This is a genomic window from Comamonas sp. wu1-DMT, from assembly GCF_040187805.1.
Lineage (GTDB): Bacteria > Pseudomonadota > Gammaproteobacteria > Burkholderiales > Burkholderiaceae_C > Comamonas > Comamonas thiooxydans.
The window spans coordinates 191,567-205,823 of the sequence record NZ_JBANEM010000008.1 but is presented as its reverse complement, the minus strand read 5'-3'; the positions used below and the strand labels follow the sequence as shown (position 1 = coordinate 205,823).

The window sequence follows — 14,257 nt, the reverse complement described above, 5'->3', positions numbered from 1 at the left end:
TGAGCAGCGTCCGATCAAAGGCCCCTAGGGGGCCTTTCTTTTTGCGCTGTCGTTTTCAGGATACCTATCTGCAATTTGGCGCAGTTTATGCATATATTGCCCAAGGTGTAACCGGTATCCATGGGCTTGCGCTCCTATCGGTTTCAAACCTCACTCTTTGTTCCAAGGAAACTTTAATGACTGATTTGCACAAGCGTTCATTGATCAAGGTCGCCGCACTGACGGCTATTGCCTCGGCCGCTCTCGTGGGCTGCGGCAAGAAGGAAGAAGCAGCTGCGCCGGCAGCAGCCCCCGCTGCCGCTCCTGCGGCCGCTGCTCCCGAACCTCTGAAGATTGCTTTTGCTTATGTCGGCCCGGTGGGCGACGGTGGCTGGTCCTTTGCCCATGACCAGGCCCGCAAAGCCCTGGAAAAAGAGTTCGGTGACAAGATCAAGACCAGCTATGTGGAGAGCGTGCCCGAAGGTGCCGATGCCGAGCGCGTGCTGCGCGACATGGCCTCGCAGGGCAACAAGCTGGTGTTCGGTACCACCTTCGGCTATATGGACGTGATCCAGAAGCTGGCCCCCGAATTCGCCGATGTGAAGTGGGAACACGCCACCGGCTACAAGACCGCCGCCAATGTCAGCACCTATGACAGCCGCACTTACGAAGGTGCCTATCTGGCCGGCATCATTGCCGGTGGCATGACCAAGTCCAACACCCTGGGCGTGGTGGGCTCGGTGCCTATTCCCGAAGTGATCCGCAATATCAACAGCTTCACCCTGGGTGCCCAGTCCGTGAATCCCAAGATCAAGACCAAGGTGGTCTGGGTCAACGAATGGTTCAGCCCTCCCAAGGAGACCGAAGCTGCGACCAGCCTGATCAACGGCGGCGCCGACATCCTGTTCCAGAACACCGATTCGCCGGCGGTGCTGAAGACGGCCGAGGAAAAGGGCAAGCGTGCCTTCGGCTGGGATTCGGACATGACGGCCTACGGCCCCAAGGCTCACCTGGGCTCGTCCATCATCAACTGGGCGCCTTACTACATCGACTCCACCCGCAGCGCGCTGGAAGGAAAGTGGAGCAGCCGCCAGACCTGGTGGGGCGTCAAGGAGGGCGTGATCGACATCGTTTCACTGGCCGACGACATTCCTGCCGACCTCAAGGCAAAGGTTGAGGACGTGAAAAAGGGACTGAAGGAAGGTACATTCACCATCTGGAAGGGCCCTATCACTGGCCAGGACGGCAAGGAACTGATCGCTGCCGACAAGGTTGCCGATGACGGTTTCCTCAAAGGCATCAATTTCTACGTCAAGGGCGTGGAAGGCAAAGTGCCCGGCGGCGACGCCAAGTAAGCACTGCTGATCAGGCATCGCGCCGCCTCGTCGCACCGATTGCGGCCTGTGGCGCATGTCTTCAAGGCAGACCCCGGGTTTGCCGGGTAGTGTTGGCTGTTAACAGTCGTCCAGACACGACTGCAGCGACAGGGCCGCCGCAGAGCGGCCCTTTGTATTTCGATAATGACGAGTATCCCCATGACTGAACGTACCCTCTGGCATCCTGTTGCCCAATCCTCCGAGGTGGTGAGCGCGCCGTTTTCCGTGCTGCTGCTGGAACAGCCGCTGGTGCTGTGGCGCAATGCCGAGGGACTGGTGCAGTCCTTCGTGGATCGCTGCCCGCATCGCGGTGCACGCCTGTCCATGGGGCGCGTGGAGAACGGACATCTGGAGTGCCCCTATCACGGCTGGCAATTCTCCTCCGGTGGCCAATGCGTGAAAGTGCCCGCCGTGCCCGATTTCACTCCCCCCGCATCGCAGCGCGTACGGGCCTTCGAGGTGCAGGAAGCCTACGGACTGATCTGGGTGCGCCTGGAGCCTTCCGACAGCCAGCTGCCCGTGTTCGCTGTCGAGACGGATGAACATCTGCGCAAGGTGAACTGCGGGCCTTACGATGTGGCGGCCAGTGCACCGCGCATCATCGAGAACTTCCTCGACATGTCCCACTTCGGCTTTGTGCACGAAGGCTGGCTGGGCAGCCGCGACTCCACGGCCATTGCCACTTACAAGGTGGAGAGCACCTCCACCGGCGTGCTGGCGACAGGCTGCAAGGCTGTACAGCCCCAGTCCAATCTGCACTCCACCCAGGCGGCCGAGGTGGAGTACACCTATGAGGTGACCGCCGCCTACACTGCCGTGCTGACCAAGATTCCCGAAGAGGGCACTTCCAAACAGGGCTGGCGTGAGCAGATCGGCCTGTTCATCTGCCCTGTCACTCCCGAAACCAGCCGCGTCTGGTTCCGTCTGGCGGTCGCGGACTTCGAATCGACCGATGAGCAGTTGCAGACCTTCCAGCACACCATCTTTGTGCAGGACCAGCCGGTGCTGGAGTCGCAACTGCCCAAGGCCCTGCCGCTGGATCCGCGCGCAGAAATGCACTCGGCGGCCGACCGCATGTCGTCGGCTTATCGCCGTTTCCTGAAGGCCCAGGAGATCGCCTTCGGAACCTGCTGAGACAGGCCTGCCCGGCCTGGCGTCCATGCGGCTCGCCGGGAGGCCGCGCCACTGGCTTGTGGCCGCCAGGCCGAAGTCACAGACTCGTCGGGGCTGGCCATATGGCTTGAGCTGCGCTGGTTTGTTAGGCTAGACATTGAATGGCGCGTAGCGCCAAGGAGAATAAAGATGAACACCGTGCCTGCCGTAGATGTTTCCCGTCTGCCGGAGCTGCTGCGAGCCATGCCCAAGGCCGAGCTGCATATGCATATCGAGGGTTCGCTGGAGCCCGAACTGATTTTTGCGCTGGCGCAGCGCAACAAGGTGGCTCTGGCCTATGACAGCGTGGAAGCTCTGCGCGCGGCCTATGCCTTCACCGATCTGCAGAGCTTTCTGGACATCTATTACGCGGGTGCCAGCGTGCTGCTGCACGAGCAGGACTTCTACGACATGGCGCGCGCCTATCTGGACCGCGCCGTGGCCGACAATGTGGTGCACACGGAAATCTTCTTTGACCCGCAGACCCACACCGAGCGCGGCGTGGCCATGGAGACCGTCATCAACGGTCTTTACCGTGCCTGCCGCGATGCGCAGATCGAGCAGGGCATTTCCTCCTCGCTGATCCTGAGCTTTCTGCGCCATCTGAGCGAAGAAAGCGCCCTGCAGACGCTGGAGGCCGCGCTGCCGCTGCGTGACCGCTTCATCGGCGTGGGGCTGGACAGCAGCGAGCTGGGCAATCCGCCCGAGAAGTTCGAGCGCGTGTTTGCGCGCTGCAAGCAACTGGGCCTGCATCTGGTGGCCCATGCCGGGGAGGAGGGGCCGCCCGCCTATATCTGGGGTGCTCTGGATGTGCTGAATGTGGAGCGCATCGACCATGGCGTGCAGTCAGAGCAGGATGGGCTGCTGATGCAGAGGCTGGTCAAGGAGCAGATACCGCTGACGGTCTGCCCGTTGTCGAATCTGAAGCTCTGCGTGATCAAGGACCTGGCCGATCACAATTTGCCGCGCCTTCTGGCGGCCGGGCTCAAGGTCATGATCAACTCGGACGACCCGGCCTATTTCGGCGGCTACGTCAACGAGAACTACACCCAGCTCTTTGCCGCTACGGGCATGGGTGCACCCGAGGCCTACCAGCTGGCGCGCAACAGCCTGGAAGCGAGCTTTGCCGCTGAGGCGCAGAAGGCCGAATGGATTGCAAAGCTGGATGCAATCTTCGCGCAATTTGCGGCTTGAAAATAGGAGCTTCCAGCGCTTGCTAAATGTGGGTTTCAGATGGCTTTTTATCTGAAATCGATGAATATCAAGTGCTGGTTGCTCTTTTTTATCAGTGGCTTGCTTCAGGAAAACTGGGCCTTGATGCGCTCAGCCAACTCTCCCAGAGCCGCAAAGCCCGGCTCCTCGCGCTTCCAGACCACGGACAGTCCATCGCCCTCGAAGCGCGGCAGCACATGCAGGTGAAAGTGAAACACCGTCTGACCCGCAGGCGCGCCGTTGGCTTGGAAGATATTGATGCCGTCGGGATCGAAAGCCTTGCTCACCGCAGCCGCCACGCGCTGGGCCGTCTGCATCACCGCACCGGCCTCCTCGGGCGTCAGCTCCAGCAGATTGACGGCATGGCGCTTGCTGGCTACCAGCACATGGCCTCGTGTGGCCTGGCCGATGTCCATGAAGGCGATGGTCAGATCGTCCTCATAGACCTTGGCCGATGGAATCTCCCCTTTGACGAGCTTGCAGAAAATGCACTCGCCAGGGGGCGAGTGGTCTACAAACATGGGCATGACGCTCTCCTTTTTTATGGTTCAAGCGTTCTATCTTAGAGGCTGAGCGGTTTCAGGCCCGCGTCGCGCGCAGGCAGCTTGGGGTGATCTCGGCCATGGATGTCGCGCCCAGCATGGCCATATTGCGGTCCACCTCGTCACGCAGCAAGGTGATGGCGTGATGAACGCCCTGTGCACCGCCGACTGCGGCGGCGTACATGAAGGGGCGGCCCAGAAACACCATGCGCGCGCCCAGGGCCACGGCCTTGAGCACATCGCTGCCGCGGCGAATGCCGCTGTCCATCATCACGGCCGTGCGGTGGCCCACGCGGTCCACCACATAGGGCAGCATCTGCAGCGGCGCGACCACGCCGTCGAGCTGACGGCCGCCGTGGTTGGAGACCACGATGCCTTGCGCGCCGATATCGGTGGCCATCACGGCATCGTCTTCGTTGAGGATGCCCTTGATGATGAGGTTGCCTTTCCAGCGCTGGCGAATGCGTTCGATGTTCTTCCAGTTCAGGTGGTCACGGCCCGAGGTGTCGCGGATGGCGGTGCCCGACAGCAAAGGCGCGCCGCGCGTGGCAAACGAATTCTCGAAGTGCGGCATGCCGTGGTTGATCAGCGTGCGCAGCATGGTGCCCACCATCCAGCGCGGGCGGGTGATGCCGTCATAGGCCAGGCGCAGCGAGGGGCGCAGCGGCATCGAGAAACCGGTGCGCACATTGTTTTCGCGATTGGCCCAGACCGGGATGTCCACGGTGATGACCAGGGTGCCGAAGCCGGCAGCCTCGATGCGCTCGATCAGGCCGTCGATGCGCGTGGTGTCGCCGGGCAGATAGGCCTGGAACCAGGTCGACGGTGCGGCCTTGGCTACATCTTCCATGGGGATCAGGGAAGTGCCGCTCATGATGGCGGGAATGCGGTTGGCAGCCGCCGTCTGTGCCAGCACCAGATCGCCACGGTAGGCATTGATGGCGCTGATTCCCACGGGGGCCACGCCGAATGGCGAGTCCCAGGTCTGGCCGAACAGCTCGACCTTCTGGTTGCGCTGCGACACATCCACCATGACCCTGGAGCTGAAGCCGTATTGCAGGAAGCTGTCACGGTTGGCCTGCAGCGAGACGCAGTCTTCAGCCGCGCCGGAGACATAGCCAAACAGAGGGCGGGGCAGGTGCTTGCGTGCGGCGGCCTCGAAGTCATGCAGCGACAGAATGTTCTGCAGATGACGGGGAAGCCCTGCGCGTTGGCCGTAGGCGGCTTGCGCTTTGGGGGCGGAGGCTGCGTTTGCAGCAGGGGCTTGTGACGATGCCATGGTAGGGCGCCTCGGGAGCGAAATTCAGGGGTTTAACTGGCTGCGCCCCCGCACACTTGCGGTGCACGGGGGCGTGACAGAAACATCAGGTGTTCAAGGTTTACTGAGCGAATGTACCGCGCTGACGCATCAGCTCGCGGTGCAGTTGCTCGTTACGCTCGAACGGTGCGCGGCCATGCACATAGAAGTAGTTGTTCAGAACCACCAGGTCGCCAGCGGGCAGGCTGACGGTGCGGGTGCCGGGCGAATTTTCCATCGATTCGGACAGGTTCTGCAGATATTCGGCTTCGGCGTCGTTGGCGGGCTGCACGAACTGGTCGATGAAGGAGATCGACAGGCCGAACTCGCCGTGGAAGAACACGGGGCGTTCCACGCGCTCGTTCACATTCTTGGAGCCGGGGGCCTTGTACAGCAGGGGCTTGGCGCCCAGCGGGTCTTGCACAAAGCAGTCCAGCTCGCTCCAGTCGTCCAGGTGCAGAAAGCGCGACTCGCCGCCCACGGCGTTCTGCTCGTCGAACTTCATCATCAGCAGCCAGTCGGTGGCTTCGGTCACGAAGGTGCCGTCGGTGTGCATGGTGAACAGACGATAGGCCTGGCGCAGATAGGAGTCGCTGGCGTCGGTGTGCTTGACCAGGAAACGTGCGTAGTACTTGTTGGACATGGAGTCGTGGTTGGCCGGGCCCAGGATATGGCCGATGGCGGTGCCGAACTTCACGTAGTCGTCGCTATCCTGGCTCACGCCTTCCAGGCCCAGCACAAAGCCGCCATGCTTGCGGTCCCTGATGATGTTCACCAGGGTCTCGCCAAAGTCGGCACCCATGTGGGCCTTCAGGCGGCGCGCCAGATGAAAGCGCATGAAAGGCACGTACTCGAGGTTCTGCACGTCGATATCGCGCACATCGGCCAGGAAGGCGTTCAGTGCATCGGTGTTCAGGGTCAGCTTGAGCAGGCGGGGATGCTCGGGGTGAGCGGCGATCTCGTAAGCGGCAGGCTGGATCAGTTGCTGGGGGGTAGTAGCGTTCATGGTGGGGGTACTTCAATCAGGAATGGGCTGATTTGACGCTTCTTGTTTGATACGATCTACGGGGTTAAATGCATTTTTTAATAAGAATTTCAGATTAAATCCATGCTCAGCTACCGCCAACTCGAGCACTTCGTCACCGTCGCCCAGGAGCTGCATTTCTCTCGCGCCGCCGACAAGCTGGGCGTGGCCCAGTCCGCCGTCAGCGTGCAGGTGCAGCAGCTGGAGCAGCAGCTGGGCGTGCGCCTGCTGCAGCGCAACAAGCGCAAGCCCATCACGCTGACCGATGCGGGCGAGCTGCTCTACGAAGAGGCCGTGGCCGTGCTGCGCCATATGGAGCGGGCCCAGCAGATCGGGCAGCTGGCGGCCCAGGGCATGAGCGGCCATGTCAAGCTGGGCTATATCTCCTCGTCCGTGACCTCGGGTGTGCTGGCGCGCATGCTCACGCAGTTCCGCCCCGGCCATGAGCAGGTGCACATGCAGGTGCTGGCCATGGAGACGCCGCGCCAGTTGCAGGCGCTGCAGCAGGGCGAGATCGATGCCGGTCTGCTGCGGCCGCGCCGTCGCTACCCCGAGGGGGTCAAGGCGGTCATCGTGCATAGCGAGCCCTTCATGGTGGCGCTGGCCGAGAATCACCCGCTGGCACGCCATGAATCCATCAGCGTGGCCGATCTGCGCGGCCAGACCTTTATTGCGCCGCAGTTCATCAACGAAAGCGAAGGCTTTGCCGAGGTGCTGGCGCGGCTGGCCGAGACGGCCGGGTTTTCGGCTCGCGAAGCCTATCGCGTCAACGACTTCGTCACGGCAACCAGCCTGGCGGCCGCGGGCTATGGCATTGTGGTGCTGCCCGAGTCGAACCGCCTGCTCAATCAGCCGGGCGTGGCCTTCAGGGCGCTGCGCGACTTCAAGGAAAACGTGCACATGGCGCTGGCCTACCGCGAGCGCGAGAACTCACCCGCAGTGCGCGCCTTTCTGGCCGTGGCCAGAAGCTGCGCTGCCTAGTTACGCGGCTGCGGGCAGGGCGGTGTTGCAGCGCAGGGTTTCGGGTGTTGAACTAGCTAAAATGCTAGCTGCTATCGCTTGCTGATATTAGTTTCTGGATATGAATTGCATTGAATTCAATGCATGAAAAGCGAAGTATGCTCTGTTATTAATAGCGAAAGCCCTGGCCTGCGCGCAGCCGTATAGCCTCTATAAGCGCTGCCGTGTTCCGCAGGCGAGAGCGGGCGCGTAAGCTCTGGTCCATGAAAATCTATCGTAGTGCCCTGCTGCGCTTCGCCGATGACGGCCAAGCGGTTTATGACTCCGACGCCTTGCTGGCGATTGCTCCCGATGCCGCGGGTGTGCAGCGTGTGGTGGCTGCGGGCAGCTGGCAGGCGCTGGCCGACCAGTATCTTGAGCGCGAAGGTGTGCAAGTCATTCACCTGCCCGGCAAGCTGCTGGCACCGGGCTTTGTCGACCTGCATATCCACTACCCGCAGACCGATGTGATCGGCGCACCGGCCCCGGGCCTGCTGCCCTGGCTGGAGAACTACACCTTCCCGCATGAGTCGCGTTTCCACGATCGCGAATATGCCGATGGCGTGGCCGATTTCTTCATGAACGAGCTGCTGCGCAACGGCGTGACCACGGCGCTGGCCTTTGCGACCTCGCATCCGACATCGGTGGATGCCATCATGACGGCTGCGCAAAAGCGCAGCATGCGCATGATTGCCGGCAAGGTGCTGCAGGACCGCAACAGCCCCGATGGCGTGCGCGACGACACCGAGCAAAGCCTGATCGACACCGAAACCCTGATCCAGCGCTGGCATGGCGTGGATCGCCTGGGCTATGCGATCACGCCGCGTTTTGCACCCACCAGCACCGAGGCGCAACTGCGTGGTGCGGGCGAGTTGGCCGCCAAATATGGCGATGTCTGGATTCAGTCCCATGTGGCCGAGAACCTGGACGAAGTCGCCTGGGTCAAGCAGCTGTTTCCCGAGTCACGCAGCTATCTGGCCGTCTACGACGACTTCGGCCTGATGCGCGAGCGCGCTGTTTACGCCCACAGCATCTGGCTCGATGAAACCGACCGCAAGCTCATGCACGACACGCGCTCGGCAGCGGCCATCAGCCCGACCAGCAACCAGTTCCTGGCCAGCGGCTACTTCGACTACATCAAGGCTGACGAGGCGGACATGCTTTACGGCCTGGCCAGCGATGTGGGCGGCGGCATGAGCTTCTCGCCATTTCGCACCATGCAGGCCGCCTATGTGATCGGGCGCGAGAGCCATGCCAAGCAGGGCCTGAGCCTGTCGCCCCAACGACTGTGGTGGCAGCACACGGCGGGCGCTGCGCGGGCCCTGGGTCTGCAGGGCGTGGTCGGCAATCTGCAGCCTGGCTGCGAGGCCGACTTGGTCGTCATCAACCCTGGCTGCACGCCGCTTCTGGAGCGCAAGACCAGCCAGGCGCGCAATCTGGATGAGCTGCTGTTTGCCATGATCATCCTCGGAGATGACCGCCTGATTGAGCAAACCATTGTTTCTCAAGCAAAATAGCGGTCTTGCGCTTGATTTGTGAGCGCACAACGCTATGAAAAATCAAGCGATACAGGACTTCTAATGAGCATCAAGAGCGACAAATGGATCCGTCAGATGGCGGAGCAGCACGGCATGATCGAGCCTTTCGAGCCTGGCCAGGTGCGCCAGGTCGACGGCAAGAAGATCATCAGCTACGGCACCTCGAGCTATGGCTACGACATCCGCTGCGCCCGCGAATTCAAGGTCTTCACGAATATCCACAGCACGGTGGTGGATCCCAAGAATTTTGACGAGAAGAGCTTTGTCGACTTTGAGGGTGACTACTGCATCATCCCGCCCAACAGCTTTGCACTGGCCCGCACGGTCGAGTACTTCCGCATTCCCCGCGACGTGCTGACCGTCTGCCTGGGCAAGAGCACTTATGCGCGCTGCGGCATCATCGTCAACGTGACGCCCTTCGAGCCTGAGTGGGAAGGCTATGTGACGCTGGAGTTCTCCAACACCACGCCGTTGCCGGCCAAGATCTATGCGGGCGAAGGCTGTGCCCAGGTGCTGTTCTTCCAGGGCGACGAGCAATGCGAAGTCAGCTACAAGGACCGCAACGGCAAGTACCAGGGCCAGCATGGCGTGACCCTGCCCAAGGCCTGAAGCCTGTTGCTGCGCCAGAAAGCCCGCTGTGGATACAGCGGGCTTTTTGCTTTCCAGGGAGGCTGCTGGGCGAGATCAGGCGGCTGCCGCCTCGAGCGCCGGCCAGTCCAGGTTGCAGTGCGCGCCCACGCTGGCATGGCGCTGCAGCGCAGCGTCTACCATCAGGCTGCACAGGGCCAGCTGGTTGCGCAATGCGGGGTCGGCGCCGCGCCATTGAGCACGCCACAGCACCAGTTGCTTGGCCGCCGCAATCAGGCTGTGGTTGCTGCGCACAATGCCCACGTTGTGCAGCATGAGCTGCTGCAGCGCCTGGCGCATCTCCTGCTGGCTTTCAGCGCTCAGGTTCTTGCCTGGCTTGCGCTGCCTGCCATGAATGGCCGCAGGCTTGTGCAAGGGCTGCTCGGTCATGCGCAGCGCGGCAGACCTGCCCATGACCACACACTCCAGCAACGAATTGCTGGCCAGCCGGTTGGCTCCATGCAGGCCGGTGCGTGCCACCTCGCCAATTGCCCATAGCCCAGCCACGGCGGTGCGACCGTCCACATGGGCCTGCACGCCGCCGCAGGCATAGTGGGAACAGGGCGCTACGGGAATGGGCTGGGTGGCGATGTCAATGCCGTACGCCGCGCACAGTGCCATGACTCCGGGGAAATGCCGGGCCAGCCAGTCGCGGCTGCGGTGTGTGATGTCCAGCAGCACATGGGGCAGCTGGTGGGCACGCATTTCGCCATCGATGGCACGGGCCACGATATCGCGCGGCGCCAGCTCGGCGCGCGGGTCGTGGCGCAGCATGAAGCGCTCGCCGGGCTGGCCGTGCCGGTCCGGCAGGCAAAGCAAGGCTCCTTCGCCGCGCAGCGCTTCCGAGACCAGGCCCACGGACCGGCCGCCCACCTGCAAGGCCGTGGGGTGGAACTGCATGAACTCCAGGTCGCGCACGACACAGCCCGCGCGCCAGGCCATGGCAATGCCGTCGCCGGTCGCCGTGACCGGGTTGGTGGTGCTGGGGTAGATCTGGCCCATGCCGCCCGTGGCCAGCACGGTATGGCTGGCCAGCATATTCTGCTGCTGGCCATCGGCATTGCGCACGCTGGCGCCCACGCAGCGCTGCTGCAGGTCCTGCAGCAGTTCCATGGCAGTGCAATGCTGGAGCAAGCTAATGTGCTTCAGACGCTGGCAGGCCTGCAGCAGGGTCTGGTGCACGGCCTGCCCGGTGCGGTCGGCCGCATGCACAATGCGCCGAGCGCTGTGACCGCCTTCGCGCGTCAGGTGCAGGCGGCCGTCTGCATCGGTGCTGAAGGGCACACCCAGGGCCTGCAGCCAGGCGATAGCCTGGGGGCCTTGTTCCAGGATGCGGCGCACGGCGCCTTCGTCGCAGAGGCCGGCGCCGGCGATCAGCGTGTCCTGAACATGGGCTTCCAGGCTGTCGGCGGGATCCAGCACGGCGGCAACGCCGCCTTGGGCCCAGGCGCTGGCGCATTCGTCGGCACTGCTTTTGCTGAGCACGGTGATGCGCAGTGTGCTGGGCAGGCTGAGCGCCAGCGTCAGGCCGGCCAGTCCAGAGCCGATGATGAGCACATCGCTGCAAGTCTGAGATTGGGGCATGGTGCTTGTCCTTTCTCAGGCCGGACCGAAGTTCTGGAACAGGGCCGCGTCGCGTTCCAGCTCGCCGCTGGCGCGTACCGGCTGGCGCTGGGCAGCGGCAAAATCCAGCATGCGCTGTATGGGCCTGCGGGCGGCCAGACCCAGCATCGCGTCAAGCTCGATGGCACCGCTGCCTTGCAGCAGGGTTCGCTCCACGCCCGGCAGGCTGTTCATGGCCATCCAGGGGCAGAAGGCGCAGCTTTTGCAGCTGCCACCCGTGCCAGCCGTCGGGGCAGCCAGAAAGTGCTTGCCCGGATAGCGCTGGCGCATGTCGTGAAGAATGCCTTGATCGGTGGCCACGATGAAGGTGTCGGTGGGCAGCTTGCCCACGGCGGCAATCAGCTGAGTGGTGGAGCCCACTACATCGGCCAGCGCCGTGACGGCGGCCGGCGATTCGGGGTGAACCAGAATCGCGGCCTCGGGGTGGGCATTGGCCAGGGCCTGCAGCTCGTCGGCCTTGAATTCGTCATGGACCACGCAACTGCCCTGCCACAGCAGCATATCGGCACCGGTTTGTTGCTGGATGTGGCTGCCCAGATGGCGGTCGGGTGCCCAGAGGATCTTCTCGCCGCGTGCGTGCAGGGCGGCCACGATGTCCTGTCCTACCGAAGAGGTGACCACCCAGTCGGCCCGGGCTTTCACGGCAGCGCTGGTGTTGGCATAGACGACCACGGTGCGGTCGGGGTGAGCATCGCAGAAGCGGCTGAACTCGTCGGCCGGGCAGCCCAGGTCCAGCGAGCAGGTGGCATCGCCGTCGGGCATGAGCACGGTCTTCTCGGGGCTCAGGATCTTGGCTGTTTCTCCCATGAAGCGCACGCCGGCCACGATCAAGGTCTTGGCGGGATGGTTGGCGCCAAAGCGCGCCATCTCCAGCGAGTCGCCCACGCAGCCGCCGGTATCGCGTGCCAGATCCTGCAGCGCACCGTCCACATAGTAGTGGGCAACCATGACGGCATTGCGCTCCTTGAGCAGAGCCTTGATGCGCAGCGCTGTTTCGCGTTGCAGCTGTCTGTCCTGCTGCGGCAGCACCCTGGCCCAGGCCTGGCCTGTGCTGCACTGGCTGCTGCTGCCCGGTGCGGGCTGGTCGAATTCCACGGTTCTGATCGTCATCGTCTCCATCCTGAGTTGTGCTGTTAAATATTTATACTCAATCTGAGTATTATTAAAACCGCTTTTTTTGAATTTGTCACCATGGAGACAAATTAGCTTGAATGGCGTCGCTTTTCAGTGCCGTCAGTGTTCGGGAAGGTAATCCAGAGAACGGATGGATCGCTTATGCATCAATGACTTGATGCTTCTGAAAAATGAGCAAATGGAGGATGTTCAGGCGGGCTGCCTGAGCAGGTGCTGGCGCAGGGCCAGGCGAGTGGCGGCCAGATCCCAGCCGCCCCAGCCGCAGGATTTGAAGAGTACAGGCTTCGTGGAGCGCGACCAGTCCTGATGCACCACGGCGGCCAGCGTGGGCAGGGGGTCGACCTCGATGCCGGCCTGCAGCAGGTCGCCGGCCTCGTGCGCAGCATCGGCGGTGTCAACGACGATCTGGCCCTGGTGCAGAAAGCGCCGGCACAACTCGGGATCCAGCTCCACCATTTGCGGCGTGAAGGCGCCGACAGCGCAGACAAAGGCATCGGGTCTTGCCGCCTCATGCAGCACCACGGCCTGCGCGGGCGTGCAGGTCACGATCAGCGGGCAGTGCCGGGCGGCTTCCTCCAGGTCGTCGGTGATGCGCGCATGCAGACCCAGGTCGCGGGCCTCGTCTGCAAGCCGCTGCGCGCTGCTGGTACTGCGCGAGTGAATCCAGACCTCCTGCGTGCCAAGGCCCTGAGCAAAAGCCTGCATATGGGCGCTGCCCTGCACGCCGGCGCCGACGATGAGCAGGGCGCCTTGAGGCCTGGGGGCCAGGCGGCGCGCTGCCAGCAGCGATACGGCTGCGGTGCGTCTGGCCGTGACGGTGGGGCCGTCCAGAATCAGTTGACGCACTCCGGTCGCTGCATCAAAAACCACGATATCGCCCTGAATGGTAGGCCTGCCCATCCGGGCATTGCCTGGCGTGAAACTGATGAGCTTGGTCATGACCACCTGGCCATCGGTGGCCGGCATGCAGAACAGGCAATTGCCCGCAGCCGTCGGCATGACGATGCGTGGCGGAACCGAGACACTGCAACTGTTTTGCAGCTGGCGCAAGAGTGCTTCGATCTCATCGGCCAGGGCGGACCATGGCAGCAGTGCGGCAGTGGCGCGGGCGTCCAGAGACGCTGTCGAGGGCTGGGTCTGGGCATTCATGGGCAGTCTTATGGGGGCAGCGGACAAGCCTCCGAGCTTACAGAATTGCAAGCCCGGCCCGGTGTTGACCGACAGAATGTCGCAGCACGGACGCTTCTGGCGAAGGCTGCCAGCGCGCACAATAGCCACTGTCTTATCCATCGATTTTGTCGTACACATGTTTGGCTTTTCTCCCCGCTCCGGGCAACGCAAGGACCCTACCTGGACACAAGCGCCTTCCAGCCGTGGTCATGTCGAGCCTGTCTGGCGGGATGGCGGCTCGGCTGCAAGCTATGAGCCGACCCAGCAGCAGGCGGCAGCACCGCGCAAATCCTCTTCGGCCAAGCTCTGGGCATCGGCCGTCCTGGCGGTGGTGGGCCTGCTGGCAGTGGCCTTTCTGTTTCTGAGCATGGTCGATGTGGTGGAGGAACAGGTAGCCCGCAACCAGCCTCAGTCCACGCCTGGCGCGCCGGGCGTGACCCTGATCCCCACGCCTGCCGGCCGCTGAACACCAGGCCAAACGTCAACAATGCTGCGCTGCAGCTTGACTGAGGTGGCAAAAGCACAGCTTGATACCTGCATTCGGAGCCACAGCCCTTAATATCGCCACCCGGCGCAGGCCGCGT

The 14,257-nt window shown here is 62.9% G+C and carries 13 protein-coding genes; 7 read left to right on the top strand and 6 right to left on the bottom strand.

Annotated features, from left to right (window positions below):
- Positions 1-176: 176 nt before the first annotated feature.
- From V8Z78_RS13745 to V8Z78_RS13735, 3 genes are all read left to right on the top strand, one after another.
- Entirely contained in the window at positions 177-1,334 is a 1,158-nt protein-coding gene (locus V8Z78_RS13745; protein WP_003067156.1) for a BMP family ABC transporter substrate-binding protein, read from the top strand.
- Positions 1,335-1,514: 180 nt separating this feature from the next.
- Positions 1,515-2,489: an aromatic ring-hydroxylating dioxygenase subunit alpha gene (locus V8Z78_RS13740; RefSeq protein WP_057093146.1), complete on the top strand. Its 975-nt coding sequence runs from the start codon at positions 1,515-1,517 to the stop codon at positions 2,487-2,489.
- Positions 2,490-2,657: 168 nt separating this feature from the next.
- Positions 2,658-3,701, top strand: coding sequence for an adenosine deaminase (locus tag V8Z78_RS13735; protein ID WP_349731551.1), 1,044 nt, complete (start codon positions 2,658-2,660; stop codon positions 3,699-3,701).
- Between the two features lie 104 nt (positions 3,702-3,805).
- Here the strand turns inward: V8Z78_RS13735 and V8Z78_RS13730 are convergent, their stop codons facing one another.
- The 3 genes from V8Z78_RS13730 to glaH all read right to left on the bottom strand — a co-directional run bounded on the left by V8Z78_RS13730 (position 3,806) and on the right by glaH (position 6,564).
- Positions 3,806-4,246 carry an HIT family protein gene (locus tag V8Z78_RS13730; RefSeq protein ID WP_057093144.1) on the bottom strand — a complete coding sequence of 147 codons (441 nt, stop codon included), beginning with the start codon at positions 4,244-4,246 and terminating at the stop codon, positions 3,806-3,808.
- Positions 4,247-4,298: 52 nt separating this feature from the next.
- Positions 4,299-5,540, bottom strand: a complete 1,242-nt coding sequence (locus tag V8Z78_RS13725; protein WP_057093142.1) for an alpha-hydroxy acid oxidase — start codon at positions 5,538-5,540, stop codon at positions 4,299-4,301.
- 100 nt (positions 5,541-5,640) lie between these two features.
- A complete protein-coding gene (glaH, locus tag V8Z78_RS13720; protein WP_054074603.1) occupies positions 5,641-6,564 on the bottom strand; it encodes a glutarate dioxygenase GlaH in 924 nt (307 codons plus the stop codon).
- A gap of 102 nt (positions 6,565-6,666) precedes the next feature.
- Between glaH and V8Z78_RS13715 the strand changes: the two genes are divergently transcribed.
- From V8Z78_RS13715 to dcd, 3 genes are all read left to right on the top strand, one after another.
- Positions 6,667-7,563: a LysR family transcriptional regulator gene (locus V8Z78_RS13715; RefSeq protein ID WP_182283997.1), complete on the top strand. Its 897-nt coding sequence runs from the start codon at positions 6,667-6,669 to the stop codon at positions 7,561-7,563.
- 242 nt (positions 7,564-7,805) lie between these two features.
- Positions 7,806-9,098 (top strand): guanine deaminase, encoded by a 1,293-nt coding sequence (gene guaD, locus V8Z78_RS13710; RefSeq protein WP_280008115.1) that lies wholly within the window; start codon positions 7,806-7,808, stop codon positions 9,096-9,098.
- Positions 9,099-9,161: 63 nt separating this feature from the next.
- Positions 9,162-9,728, top strand: a complete 567-nt coding sequence (gene dcd / locus V8Z78_RS13705) for a dCTP deaminase (protein ID WP_003052512.1) — start codon at positions 9,162-9,164, stop codon at positions 9,726-9,728.
- Positions 9,729-9,803: 75 nt separating this feature from the next.
- Here the strand turns inward: dcd and nadB are convergent, their stop codons facing one another.
- From nadB to V8Z78_RS13690, 3 genes are all read right to left on the bottom strand, one after another.
- On the bottom strand, positions 9,804-11,330 hold the full coding sequence (gene nadB / locus V8Z78_RS13700; RefSeq protein ID WP_349731550.1) for an L-aspartate oxidase: 1,527 nt from the start codon (positions 11,328-11,330) through the stop codon (positions 9,804-9,806).
- A gap of 15 nt (positions 11,331-11,345) precedes the next feature.
- A complete protein-coding gene (nadA, locus tag V8Z78_RS13695; protein ID WP_502878848.1) occupies positions 11,346-12,488 on the bottom strand; it encodes a quinolinate synthase NadA in 1,143 nt (380 codons plus the stop codon).
- A gap of 204 nt (positions 12,489-12,692) precedes the next feature.
- A complete protein-coding gene (locus V8Z78_RS13690; protein ID WP_046461541.1) occupies positions 12,693-13,652 on the bottom strand; it encodes a delta(1)-pyrroline-2-carboxylate reductase family protein in 960 nt (319 codons plus the stop codon).
- Positions 13,653-13,809: 157 nt separating this feature from the next.
- Here V8Z78_RS13690 and V8Z78_RS13685 point away from each other — a divergent pair, with 157 nt between their 5' ends.
- The gene (locus V8Z78_RS13685; protein ID WP_012839478.1) at positions 13,810-14,139 is read left to right on the top strand and encodes a hypothetical protein; all 330 of its coding nucleotides are present in this window, start codon (positions 13,810-13,812) and stop codon (positions 14,137-14,139) included.
- Positions 14,140-14,257 lie beyond the last annotated feature (118 nt).